We start from the raw sequence: 11,838 nt of genomic DNA, 5'->3' as shown, positions 1-11,838 counted from the left end.
GAGGCAGCTTAAGGGATGTACAAATGCTTGCTGGCCATTCGTCTTTACAGACAACTCAGCGATATATTGAGCATGATACCGAGGCCATGAAGAAGGTGGTACGACTAGTCTAATATCAGGAATGTGGTGAAAGTATGTGGTGAAACTTGATTTTAGCGATTCTATAAGATACTGTATTTATAGGAACAATAGGCACTAAAAAAGCAATGGCGGTGCTGTCAGATTAAAGCGCATTATTCTCCAAAAGCTTTGAGTCCTATGGAACTATGCATAGAGCTCTTGCTAGAGATCAACGGACCTTTGACGTAATTCCTTAAAGTTTCCTCGTTTTTCGATGTGACGTTGATGGTTAAAGTGATTGAGGAAAGAAGAGTGAATGGATGTAAACTTTTGCAATGATTGCATTGATCTAAACTTATTCATCCCCCTCTCCCGCCGTCGAAAATGAAGATGGGAATTCTCAACCTGATTGTTTTGATATTGTTTAGTTGTTTGTAAATGCATTGCACCCATATCTCTCAATGCAGCTTTATAAGAACGAAGCTTATCAGTCACAATCTCATTTGGAATTCCGTGACGAGCCATTAGCTTCTTCAAGACCTTAAGTGCTGCTTTCCTGTCTCGCCTCTTTGTAACGTAACAATCAAGAACCGTTCCCTCATGATCAACAGTACGCCATAGATAATGCAACTCACCATTAATTTTGACAAAGACTTCATCAATATGCCAACGCCAGTTTGATACTTTATGGTTCGCCGTTTTCTTCATTTCTTTAGAAAAAATGGAGCCAAACTTATTCCACCAATAACGAATCGTCTCATGGCAGACATCTATGCCTCGTTCATGAAGGATATCTTCGACTTGCCTCAAACTGAGCGGATAACGAATGTAATACATCACCGCTAGTTTTATGATTTCAGGACTGGTTTTGTAATATTTGAAGAGATCACTTTTGGACATAAAATGAAAATTATCACAGCTCGTGGCAAAAGATCAGTTTAATCTGACAAGACCAAAACGATGAAGAATAGTCCGATTTAATCTGACGAGATTGCTAGTATAGAAATTTTCAAAAAAATAACCCGACATAACGAAACCTTCAAAAGAGAAGGTACATCGTTATGCCGAGTTAGAGGGAAATGGCAAAAGTAGAAATCAAGAAATGTACCGCCCGTCGAAAGAGCGGTTTTAATCATTTCTTTCTATTTTTGCTAATACTTGGCAAAGACAGCAAGAAAACAGCTACCCAGACACAGGGCCAAACCATCCAGAATGATGGAATGTAAAAAGTAGCTAATGCCGCTACTGTTGTAGCGTAAAGGGATCTAAGGATAATATCCAGATCCCATACATCTAGGCTTTTTCTGCTATATTCAGAAAACATTATCAAACTCCCCAAAATACATACTGCTATCCAGAAGTATTTTGGAGATTTGATTTCCAAGTTTTCTGTAATAATTGCCCCCAAGGGAGGAAAAACAATCAGCACAGAGAATATGTGAAAAAAGTACTCTAGGCACCTTCTACTTCTTTCAGTTTTCAAAAAAAACATATGGATATATATGAAGCACAGCGGTTTCATTCCAACTGGAAAGTCCTCTCTGTGCTAAATTTAGAAAATTATTACTCTTCACTGAGTAATAATTTTTGTTCAATATATTGATATATTTCGAACACTGTGCCATTCGCTGTTTTTAACGTCAAATTGAATCTGGCGTTAAGCTGCATTCTGATGGCGATGCTATTTTTTTTTCCCATTTTTAGATCTCGCACCAGGTGATGGGAGTCCTTTATGGAGTGAGGTGGAACCTCTAATACTGAGGCAAGGATTCCAGTTATGATCGAAAATAGTTCTTCTCCATCTAGGAGAAGTTCTATCCGGCATTCCTTGAATATAGATCTGGGGTCAGTCCCCATAAATTCCACTTTTTTGAGGATGCCTGGGCGCCCCTCTCTGTCAAAAATTTTGAAGATAAGTGTATCTCCCTCTTCAACAGAGCGTGAAAAGTTCGGAGCGTTCTGTGGAATGATTTTTAATATTCCTTTCGGGCAATCTATGCACCGCAGGGTTTGGCTAAGAACATTAAATTCTATCAGCATGCTTTGAAAAAATTGATACATAGCGGTTTCATCCCAATTGGGAAGTCCTCTCATATGTATTTACTCTGCCCACTGAATGTGATGAGAGATTAGGTTATTTAGCGTTATTTAAGATGTCTCAAAACCATTAGCGTGAGCCTTTGGGTATTTTAATTGATACATTATAACAAAAAACCTAACTCACAGAGTCTAGATTAAGAAAATGACGCTTAGTATAAACAAAACGATCGATTACTTGTATGACGATTGTATGACATTTTTTGAAGCTGATTCCTAATAAAACTCTTTGAGTAGCATTCTTAATGCCTCCCAACTTCTCGCTAAACTACCATATAATAAATCCCCACTAAGTAGAGCCGCTCTTAAATGAAGTCAGTACAGAGAATGAAAGGTTAGTTTAAAACTATATTAATGTTTTTGCATTATGCTATCACTTTGGAAAGAGAATATGACCTCAGCATATACATATGAAGATTTTAAAGAAGCCGTTGGGCACATGGTCACCCCCCAGTTGTTTGTTCGATATTCATAAAGTTGAGCCTCTAATTATATGTTGATAACCATAACGTTATGGTTTATGGTTTGCATATGAATATTGATTTACTGACAGACAAAAAAGAACAACTGGATCGTTTCCGACCCATGCCGGATGCGCTCGTGCGTAATCTGGATGATTGGTTCAGAGTAGAGCTTACCTACACCAGTAATGCAATCGAAGGAAATACACTCACTCGCCGTGAAACTGCATTGGTGGTCGAGAAAGGATTGACCGTAGGTGGCAAGTCTCTCACAGAGCATCTAGAGGCCAATAATCACGCACAGGCATTAGATTGGGTAAGAGAACAATTCAATCGCAGGCCTTCCGAATTAAATGAAAATGACATCCTCACCATTCACAATATCATCTTAAAAGGAATTGATGATGAAAATGCAGGGCACTACCGTTCGGTCTCGGTTCGCATTTCCGGTTCAGCAGTCGTGTTACCCAATCCGCTTAAAGTGCCTGATTTGATGCAGGGTTTTATCGAATGGATACAAACATCTACTGACTTACACCCTGTCGAATTTGCGGCAGAAGTACATTATCGTCTAGTCACCATTCATCCATTCGTGGATGGTAATGGTCGTACCGCCCGTTTGCTGATGAATATGATTCTACTGATGCTTGGCTACCCTTCGGCTATTATTCGTAAGCGTGACAGATTGGCATATATTGGATCGCTAGAGAAAGCGCAATTAGGGGGAGCAAAAGATGATTTCATCAAGATTATCAAGAAAGCAGTAGATCGATCTTTAGATATTTATCTCAAAGCAGCTAGAGGCGAAGATGCAGAACCTGAAGAAGATAACAGCTTAATGAAAATAGGCGAGATTGCCAAAGCCGTTGGGGAGAATAACTCAACCATCCGTCATTGGACCAAAGAAGGACTTCTCGAAGTTGCGGAAATAACGGACCATGGTTACCAGCTTTATGCGCGCGATATGATTGAGCGAATTCAGCATATTCATGAACTAAAGAAACAGCGCCTAACACTTCAGGAAATTAAACTACAAATTTTATAGTTTTGAAAATTTTATCTAAAAAATACCGCCGCCGGTTCTTTCCAACTCCCCCTCGGGTATGAGTGCTATAAATCTATGCATAAACTTCCTGCCAGAGATCAACAGACCTTTGACGTAACTCCTTAAAGTTATCTCGTGTTTCGATGTGACGCTGATGGTTAAAATGATTGAGGAAAGAAGAGTGAATGGATGTGAATTTTTGTAATGATCCCATCGATCTAAACTTATTCATTCCTCTCTCTCGCCGCCGGAAATGAAGATGAGAATTCTCAGCCTGATTATTTTGATATTGTTCAGTTGTTTGTAAATGCATTGCCCCCATATCTCTCAATGCAGCTTTATAAGAAGGAAGCTTATCAGTCACAATCTCCTTGGCTCTGCCGTGCAGAGACATTAGCTTCTTTAGAACCTTAAGTGCTGCTTTTCTATCTCGTCTCTTTGTAACGTAACAATCAAGAACCGTTCCCTCATGATCAACGGCGCGCCATAGATAATGCAGCTCGCCCTTAATTTTGACGAAGACTTCATCAATATGCCAGCGCCAATTTGATGTTTGATGATTAGAATTTCTCTTCATCTCTTTAGAAAAGATTGCACCAAACTTGTTCCACCAATAGCGAATCGTCTCATGGCAGACATCGATGCCTCGCTCATGAAGAATATCTTCAACTTGCCGCAAGCTTAACGGATAACGGATATAGTACATCACCGCTAGTTTTATGATCTCAGGACTAGTTTTATAATATTTGAAGAGAGATTGCTTATACATAAAACGGAAAATATCACGACTTTCGGCAAAATGTTGGTTTAATCTGACAAGCCCCCCTTTGCCGTAAACTTAACGGATAACGAATGTAATACATCACCGTGAGTTTTATGATTTCAGGGCTGGTTTTATAATATTTGAAGGGAGATTGCTTGAGCATAAAATGAAAATTATCACGAATTTCGGCAAAATGTTGGTTTAATCTGACAAGACCTTCGCAGAGTTATTATGGAATTTGTGGGATTTTACAAAATGTTAATATCTATTTGATATCATGAATATATCTTGCTTAATAATAACAGGGGTTTTTAGATGGTTTCTTACACGTATGACGATTTTGAAAAAGTGATCAATCCGGTCATCCATACTGAAATCACGAAAGAGCATGCTGCTGCATTAGATACGACAGCACTTAATAAGGCTGGCGTAGAGCTGCAGGAAACCTTTGTGCGAGCAATATATAAGCATGCTCCACCAGCTATTGCTGATTTCCTTTATCTCAAAAGTCACTGCACACCCGAAAATGGTTATGGGGTTGATGAACATATAGGTGTTACGCTTTTTAGTGATGATTTTCTTCTCAAAAGCGAGACGGGCGATGGGGGAATAGCGGGATATGCTGTGCCAAAATATGAAGGCAAACCTGTGACCCTCCAAATGTCGATGGGTGCGCTTGGAGAAGGCACAGAAAGTTTTCATAGTGACGGGTCTTTGCATGAAGACTTAAAAGAATGGATACCAACAAGATCAGCCACTGCTGTCCATGAAACTATTCATTTGGCGCATAGCGAATATTTTAACTACGAAATCTCACCAGAGGCCGCAGGAAGTCGTAAGCTGGATCAATTACACACGGAAGTGATAAAAACTATCTTTGATGACTATGCCAACCAATATATCGATGAACAGATAGCACAATCAGGAGGAGGAGATCCTGTTGAGCTAAATAATCAGCTGTTTATCACACGGCTTGAAACAGACGATCCAAATCAGGCATTCCCTTCGATTGGCTCGAACCAGACGGAACATGATATCTTTGCAAATGTATATCATGATATGCAGCATATTTATGAGGGAGAGAGGCTGGCGGTTATCTCTGATGCCACACAAGCACATTTTGGTGAAAAAGAGTATGTTTCTGAGCATTTACCTGAAAAATTCTCGGATTATCTGCAGAAAACCTTTCCAGATTTGGCCGCCACCTATCCAGACACCAACCCCGTTCAGGCATATTTCAAAGATATAGTGGCGCTAAAAAGAGAAAGCTTCATCAAAAATGATAAGATAAGCCGTGAAAGAATGGCGTCTGGGTGGGGAATTGAAACAGATCCATTAACGGAAGCAGCGCTTACCTCATCGATATTTACTGACATGGCAAATACTGCAGAAGTCACAGGATCCGTTACCTTAAAAGGAGGAGAAAACCGATACCTCGAATATATGAGCTTACCTGAGTCTGATAGAAATTTCATTGAGATGGGTTTCAAGCTTATGGATAGAAAGATTGAAGGATTACAGGGAAAGGATGTGATGGAAGCATTACAGACTGCTCTTGCTGAAGATAATGAAACACAGAACATGACACATGCTCAGGTCACAGAAAAACAACGAATGCTCGAATATTTTGCTGAAATTCCTACCAATCATAATAATCAGTTATTTCTCAGTGGCGAGGGCAGGATAACACAAGAAGACAAAGCACTTGTTCTGCCGCACGGAAAACGTTTCATGGATAGTTTTTTTGCAGATGTGGCACAGAAAAATGTTGAATTAGCTCAGGATCTGGGAATTGACCCTGCAACACTCAGAGCACCTCAAGAGAAAATCTCAACTACACAGCAGCAGGCAGCAGAGCTCGTTAAGGAAAACCTAGATTCTCTCCCTCCAACCATCGCTCCCCTTGCCGGGAAAGAAATAAAATTAGCTCCAACGGCAGCCAACATCAACTTCGCTACACCTTCTCACACGCAAACGTTATGAACTTTACTGCGAAATTGTTAATCAATCGTGGTCATTCGGCGCATAGGTTTTATTATCTAAATTTTTCTATTGATGGCAGAGTTGCCTATTACTTTGTATTGATTGATCCGCCCAAAGAGCCTGCTTTTTTAGTCGAAATGCAGAAAAATGAAGGGATGATTGATCTTGAAGAATTCGCTTTAGAGATTGTTGCTCGAGGCTATGGTATACCGTCCCAAAACCTAAAAGAAGAAATGCAGCAAAAGTACGGCATTAAGTTTGAGGGTGAATAGAGTAAATTACTCACTATTTTTGATCCTGTCAGATTAAACCGCACTATTCTCCGAAAGCCTCTAACGCCATAAATCTATGCATAGATTTCCTGCCATAGATCAACGGACCTTTGACGTAAGTTCTTAAAGTTGTCTCGTTTTTCGATGTGACGTTGATGGTGCTGTCAGATTAAAATGAAAATTATCACAGATTACTCAGAAAGGTTCAGTTAATCTGACAAGACGTGCCAGAAACCATACAATTCATAACAACACCAAAGTGGAGCTCGCCTCCGTCACGAAACTAAAGCCTAGCAAGCGCAATGCTCGCACGCATTCGGCGAAACAGGTCACGCAGATACCTCATCAACGAAGAGGAACTTTTCACAGAAGACAGCTTGCTCATGTTCAAGTCCATCCCACAAAGCACCAGCACTACCCAGCAAGAGAAAGAGGAGCGCCAAAATAGCTACCTTCCTTGGAATGATGAGCAAATCTTAAAACTTTGGGAGGTCGCCCAGAAAGAAGACCGAAGGAGCCTTATGGATATAATGCTGCTTGGTATGTATACAGGCGCAAGAATTGATGAATTACACAATATTCAATGCATCCATGTATCGAATAATTCCCTTGAAATACCCGATTCCAAAACTTCAAGTGGACTCAGAACCATCCCTATTCACTCCAAGATTCAAGGCACCATAAAGAGGCTACTGAATGATAGTAAAGATGGCTATCTACTCCCCTCCAAAGCTAAGAATAAGTACGGCAAGCGCTCTACAGCAGCCAGCAAGGAGTTTGGTAATTTCAAAACCAAGCTAGGTTATAAGAAAAAGACGCATTGCTTTCATTCATTTCGCTGCTCTTTAATCACTAAATTTGAGCGCGCCAAAATATCAGAAGTCGTTGCCGCAAGAATCGTAGGGCATAAAATATATACCATGACATACGGCACCTACTCTGAGGGATTGACAGGAGAAGATAAAAAAGAAGCCATTGAGAAGATTGATTACCCCCTACCCCATCCATTGAAATAGAGCGGGGATACCCTAATCTCTGGCGGCCTTCTTTCTAGCATCAATTTTCTTACGCACATTCTCAGGAAGCCTCTCATTAAATAAAAACTTTTTCTTCTTGGGCTTAGCAATCAACTCTTCAACTACTTCATTAATTAGCTCAAACAGCGCACCAGAGATGTCCCTGTTATCGTTGAGGTCTATTTGACCTGGATGCACTGCCTCATTTCCAATTACCCTCACGATGTCTAGAGCCTCTTGTATATCGCTATCCAGTCCATTTTTCACCAAATCGTCTATTTTATCATTTAATGTATTTCCCTTTGCCTCCAAATACTCGCATAGCTTTTCACAGCACAACCTCAGTAGCGCTGCTGCGGCAGAAGGTGAGATATTATGTACTTGCCTTGCCTCATTATAAATGGCTTTAATTTCTTTTGGCATTGCTTCATTTGGTGGAACTTCAACATCGTTGAATGGATTAACCAACTTATCATGTATCCAAAGAGCGGCCTTTCCGCAGCTTGGCTCCCGGCAGAGACTGAAGAAAACATTTCCAAGCTTGTAATTACAGTTTGGGGGTTTTTCCGTTTGTCGCGGAAGAAGCTCTCCAGACTCTGATAAAACAGCGTCATCTAACCATCTTTTCTGCGTTATATCGTCTAATGCATCATCACCCGCTTCTTCTTTAATACGGTTTATGAGCCCTTCTATATCTTTTACATTATTTAGTTCTGGCACCCCCCCCTCATCTCGGATTTGCTCTCCGTAGCAATCAAACCACAAATGCGGAGTCTTAGTATGACAGTGAGGACAGTGAAATGCTGTGAGCTCTACTGAGGGAAATGCATATTTCTTTTCCATAAAATTCTCTTTACTGCTTTTATATTGAGTTCATACACAATTCGTAGACCAAAGAGAACCAGCATTATTGCCAAGCTTTACGAGCTTGAAACACCACAATCGCCACAAGATTAGTTAGTATCCCCAATCGGAATCCGAACTCAAAACCAAGGAAGCACCTCAAACAACCTCTCCAAAGCCACTAGAGGGGGCCTGCAGGGGACATGGTGGGGGTATGGGGTATGCATGTAGCTGCCTCCCACAAAATTTCAAATTTGAGAATTGTCAGGTGCTTTTAAAGACTATCTAATCTTTCTATAGCAATCACTACCAGCCTCTATTGTACAGCAGATATAAGACCAATTAGAGTGAGAGCCTAGCTCCTTACTTTCAGCATATCTGTAGGCCTTGCTCTGACATGACGATGTACCTTTAGTAGAACCAAGATGAACTTCTCGGTCATTTGGCAAGTAAAAATACACGTTCACTCTTACATTTTCATATTCGGAAATGGGCAAGGTTTCAGGTGGCTCTAGACTGTCTTTATCATCACCGCCAGTTAACTGGCAGTACCCAAGTAATGCGAATGCTGATAGCCAGAGAGCGCCTTTAAAAAGAGCTTCAACGAATTCGCACAAAGCAGCCCACTTTGCTAGAAGAGCTTTTAGAAAGCCCTCAGGGTTTTCATTGTTTGCTGACATGATAAAACTATTCTGGAGCTCTCTCACCCCATATTATTGGAAGGACGTATTCGTTGTCACTCATATTACCGCCATGGAGATACTCTTTCACCTCTGCACCAATCTTGCCTTGTAATTCCCCCAAAGCATTACATGAAGCTATCTTCTGTTGTATGAGCCCAATATCTTTCATTTCGGAAAGTAAAATGCTGTAAGCTGGATACTGGACATCGTATATAGAAGCATGAAAACCTTCATGATTCGACATTGAATTTCGTAACTTCAGAATTAACTGTTCTGCTTCACTCTCTGACGCTTCAGCAAGCGAATGCTTAGTGAAAAACCTTCCGTAATCAGATAATGCGAGTAACATTTGAGAGGCTATCTTTGCACCGTTCTTAGTGCCATTCATGAGCTCCGCCCTATTAACATCCCCCTCCTGTTTAAATAAATCACTTCCTGTTGCGTATACGGCGGCACAGTCTGAAAACTTCTTAGCCAAACTATACTGAGCATTTGAAAGCTCTATCAACACATCATCACCTTCAACAGGCAGCTCTGCTAATGAGTGATTTGAGAATGAAATAATACATATAAAAGCCAATAGTAAGCTTATGTAGTGACAATTTATATTTGTGGCCATAGCGCCCTCCTCTGGTGATTGGGAGGTAAAAATCACGATAACAGTCGCGCCCATCCTATTCAGGCAAAGCCCTGTTTTATTCAGACGGACTCCCAGCCCTAAGGTAGAAGCCCAACTTCACGTAGTTGGATAAACGCTGTTATTTGGATGATTTTTAGCACCCACTGAACCGATTTGGATTCAGCCATTGAACCATAGAGGAAGTTTTGCGGGAGGCAACTATTTAAGAAAGCCCGTTAGTTGCCCTAGAGCCCTGCGAGTGGTATAGTGATTATATTGGTGCTTTGGCAATCCGCTAGCTAGCATGAATTCTCTACATCCATTTTAAGGCACCTTTTAGCCTCATACAGAGCCTTTAGTATTTTAGGCTACATGGGCGGCATGAATTTCACTAGAGCGCCCCATGACACCTTAAAATCAACCTAACGGTATATTCATGTAGTATATACGGTCTTCATCTTAGGACTCTCGGCAGCGGGAAAATGTGGAAGTGCTGACTCTAGAGTCTTGGGGATGAAATCATAGGCATAATTACAATGAGTTAGCCCTACCTCACCCCTTAAACCGTCAAGTGCTTTACTAGCACCCCCTAGAGATAACTCCATTAGTAATCAGAAGAATACAAATAGAATATTATAACCTTAATTACCTCTGTAACCATTACTAGAAGCTATTTATAGAGATAATGTACCTAGTAATGAAATGAGAGGCTAATAATATAGATTATAGTCCTTATAGTTAATCCTACCAATCAATCCTTCCTTCTAGTTAAATAATAAGCCATTCCTAAGAGCTCCTTAGAGCCTTTAAGTGCCCTTTAATCCTATCCTTCAAGCTAGGCTTCTTGAATAGTTTACCTGCAATCATACCTGAAGTAACGACCTCTGCAATCTCACCTGAAGGTTTAAGCTCTATGCCTTCTAATAGTCGGTTATTTTGCTGGGCTGATTTTAGTAAGCCCACTAACCCGCTATTGTAGGCATCACTGAATTGCTGACCATCTGCGACTCTTGTAGAGCCCTTAGCAACCTTCTTACCTAGCTCTAAGGTCGCCTCAAGTTCCTTATCAATGCCCTTAAAGAGCCTCTTCAAGTCCCCCGCTTTGATAACTTCACGGCCTTTGCGGGATTCCCTATCTGCTATATCATTAAAGAACACTCCCTCTAATTTATAGAAAGTGCATTGCTTCGTATCTTGCCATGCCGCCTGTCGTTCAAGTTGAGGGAGCCAGTGGTTAATCTCTGCATTTTCTTCAGTGACGCCACTGGTCTGCCTTGTAATCATGCCTTCGATAATATCTATATTCATGGATTCTGGCACGTTAGGGAGTGACCGAATTTGCTGCGTCATCGCCATCTTCATCATATCAGCTAATAGCCGCTCTTTTGAGGCCTTGCAGATGAAGCTATCATGCATACATAGCGTTACCAATCTCCTGCGAGCGCTCTACAACTGCTTCAACACCTGTCGATTCAGGGAAGTCAGCATCAAACTCAATATTATCACCAAAATCATTAGGCATCACCAACCCTTATTACAATTCTCACATCCGCACAACCGCACCAATTAAATCATCAAAACCATAACTCGTTAGCTAAGTACAATTATATAACAAGCCTAGCATTCACAGTACCCTCAGGGGCGTTAGGATTTGACTTAAGGCATATCTTATTATATTAAAGTATATATTAAATATGATATAACTAGATAAAGCAGGTAATACTATGCTTACCAAACAAGCCAAAACACTCACTGAGAAGCAGCAAAAGGTCGTAACGGACTATCTGAAAGACACTCAATACCCCGAAAGAAACCACCTTATGTTTCTGCTATCCATCAAGGCAGGATTACGAGCTAAGGAGATATCAGGCCTGACGTGGGAGATGATGACAGATGCTGAGGGTAATCTTACAGACACCATCAAGCTCACCAACGATGCTAGCAAGGGCTCTAAGGGTGGTAGAGTCGTTTATATGCATCCAAAGCTCAAAGAAGC

At 40.8% G+C, this 11,838-nt stretch carries 13 protein-coding genes; 6 read left to right on the top strand and 7 right to left on the bottom strand.

Annotated elements, in window-relative coordinates:
• Nucleotides 1-282: 282 nt before the first annotated feature.
• Complete coding sequence (locus P8P30_10370) at nucleotides 283-960, bottom strand: IS6 family transposase (GenBank protein ID MDG1287945.1); 678 nt, start codon at nucleotides 958-960, stop codon at nucleotides 283-285.
• A 179-nt stretch (nucleotides 961-1,139) separates the two neighbouring features.
• Between P8P30_10370 and P8P30_10365 the strand changes: the two genes are divergently transcribed.
• A complete protein-coding gene (locus P8P30_10365; GenBank protein ID MDG1287944.1) occupies nucleotides 1,140-1,286 on the top strand; it encodes a hypothetical protein in 147 nt (48 codons plus the stop codon).
• A gap of 337 nt (nucleotides 1,287-1,623) precedes the next feature.
• On the opposite strand, the gene P8P30_10360 is transcribed toward P8P30_10365, so the two are convergent.
• Complete coding sequence (locus P8P30_10360; protein ID MDG1287943.1) at nucleotides 1,624-2,154, bottom strand: hypothetical protein; 531 nt, start codon at nucleotides 2,152-2,154, stop codon at nucleotides 1,624-1,626.
• Between the two features lie 534 nt (nucleotides 2,155-2,688).
• Between P8P30_10360 and P8P30_10355 the strand changes: the two genes are divergently transcribed.
• Entirely contained in the window at nucleotides 2,689-3,663 is a 975-nt protein-coding gene (locus P8P30_10355; GenBank protein ID MDG1287942.1) for a Fic family protein, read from the top strand.
• Between the two features lie 73 nt (nucleotides 3,664-3,736).
• Here P8P30_10355 and P8P30_10350 read toward each other — a convergent pair whose 3' ends face one another.
• Nucleotides 3,737-4,432, bottom strand: a complete 696-nt coding sequence (locus P8P30_10350; GenBank protein MDG1287941.1) for an IS6 family transposase — start codon at nucleotides 4,430-4,432, stop codon at nucleotides 3,737-3,739.
• A gap of 309 nt (nucleotides 4,433-4,741) precedes the next feature.
• On the opposite strand from P8P30_10350, the gene P8P30_10345 reads away from it, so the two are divergent.
• The 3 genes from P8P30_10345 (at nucleotide 4,742) to P8P30_10335 (ending at nucleotide 7,697) form a co-directional block, all read left to right on the top strand.
• Nucleotides 4,742-6,409 (top strand): hypothetical protein, encoded by a 1,668-nt coding sequence (locus P8P30_10345; GenBank protein ID MDG1287940.1) that lies wholly within the window; start codon nucleotides 4,742-4,744, stop codon nucleotides 6,407-6,409.
• Complete coding sequence (locus P8P30_10340) at nucleotides 6,406-6,681, top strand: hypothetical protein (GenBank protein ID MDG1287939.1); 276 nt, start codon at nucleotides 6,406-6,408, stop codon at nucleotides 6,679-6,681. The genes P8P30_10345 and P8P30_10340 overlap by 4 nt, the downstream gene beginning before the upstream one ends.
• A 383-nt stretch (nucleotides 6,682-7,064) precedes the next feature.
• Complete coding sequence (locus P8P30_10335; protein MDG1287938.1) at nucleotides 7,065-7,697, top strand: tyrosine-type recombinase/integrase; 633 nt, start codon at nucleotides 7,065-7,067, stop codon at nucleotides 7,695-7,697.
• A 12-nt stretch (nucleotides 7,698-7,709) separates the two neighbouring features.
• Here the strand turns inward: P8P30_10335 and P8P30_10330 are convergent, their stop codons facing one another.
• The 4 genes from P8P30_10330 to P8P30_10315 all read right to left on the bottom strand — a co-directional run bounded on the left by P8P30_10330 (nucleotide 7,710) and on the right by P8P30_10315 (nucleotide 11,258).
• The gene (locus P8P30_10330) at nucleotides 7,710-8,540 is read right to left on the bottom strand and encodes a DUF4145 domain-containing protein (GenBank protein MDG1287937.1); all 831 of its coding nucleotides are present in this window, start codon (nucleotides 8,538-8,540) and stop codon (nucleotides 7,710-7,712) included.
• Nucleotides 8,541-8,821: 281 nt separating this feature from the next.
• Complete coding sequence (locus P8P30_10325) at nucleotides 8,822-9,220, bottom strand: hypothetical protein (GenBank protein ID MDG1287936.1); 399 nt, start codon at nucleotides 9,218-9,220, stop codon at nucleotides 8,822-8,824.
• Nucleotides 9,221-9,227: 7 nt separating this feature from the next.
• Nucleotides 9,228-9,842 (bottom strand): hypothetical protein, encoded by a 615-nt coding sequence (locus tag P8P30_10320; GenBank protein MDG1287935.1) that lies wholly within the window; start codon nucleotides 9,840-9,842, stop codon nucleotides 9,228-9,230.
• Between the two features lie 786 nt (nucleotides 9,843-10,628).
• Entirely contained in the window at nucleotides 10,629-11,258 is a 630-nt protein-coding gene (locus tag P8P30_10315; GenBank protein MDG1287934.1) for a hypothetical protein, read from the bottom strand.
• 308 nt (nucleotides 11,259-11,566) lie between these two features.
• On the opposite strand from P8P30_10315, the gene P8P30_10310 reads away from it, so the two are divergent.
• A partial coding sequence (locus P8P30_10310; protein MDG1287933.1) for a hypothetical protein occupies nucleotides 11,567-11,838 on the top strand: 272 nt, incomplete at its 3' end.

The organism is Rickettsiales bacterium, from assembly GCA_029252805.1.
Taxonomy (GTDB): Bacteria; Pseudomonadota; Alphaproteobacteria; order Rickettsiales; family JALZUV01; genus JALZUV01.
Note: the sequence above shows the minus strand (reverse complement) of the source record. Positions and strands in the feature narration are given on the sequence as shown.

Coding starts and splice junctions, on each gene's coding strand:
- P8P30_10370 (MDG1287945.1), bottom strand. CDS start 960: ATGTCCAAAAGTGATCTCTTCAAATATTACAAAACCAGTCCTGAAATC.
- P8P30_10365 (MDG1287944.1), top strand. CDS start 1,140: ATGGCAAAAGTAGAAATCAAGAAATGTACCGCCCGTCGAAAGAGCGGT.
- P8P30_10360 (MDG1287943.1), bottom strand. CDS start 2,154: ATGAGAGGACTTCCCAATTGGGATGAAACCGCTATGTATCAATTTTTT.
- P8P30_10355 (MDG1287942.1), top strand. CDS start 2,689: ATGAATATTGATTTACTGACAGACAAAAAAGAACAACTGGATCGTTTC.
- P8P30_10350 (MDG1287941.1), bottom strand. CDS start 4,432: ATGTATAAGCAATCTCTCTTCAAATATTATAAAACTAGTCCTGAGATC.
- P8P30_10345 (MDG1287940.1), top strand. CDS start 4,742: ATGGTTTCTTACACGTATGACGATTTTGAAAAAGTGATCAATCCGGTC.
- P8P30_10340 (MDG1287939.1), top strand. CDS start 6,406: ATGAACTTTACTGCGAAATTGTTAATCAATCGTGGTCATTCGGCGCAT.
- P8P30_10335 (MDG1287938.1), top strand. CDS start 7,065: ATGTTCAAGTCCATCCCACAAAGCACCAGCACTACCCAGCAAGAGAAA.
- P8P30_10330 (MDG1287937.1), bottom strand. CDS start 8,540: ATGGAAAAGAAATATGCATTTCCCTCAGTAGAGCTCACAGCATTTCAC.
- P8P30_10325 (MDG1287936.1), bottom strand. CDS start 9,220: ATGTCAGCAAACAATGAAAACCCTGAGGGCTTTCTAAAAGCTCTTCTA.
- P8P30_10320 (MDG1287935.1), bottom strand. CDS start 9,842: ATGGCCACAAATATAAATTGTCACTACATAAGCTTACTATTGGCTTTT.
- P8P30_10315 (MDG1287934.1), bottom strand. CDS start 11,258: ATGCATGATAGCTTCATCTGCAAGGCCTCAAAAGAGCGGCTATTAGCT.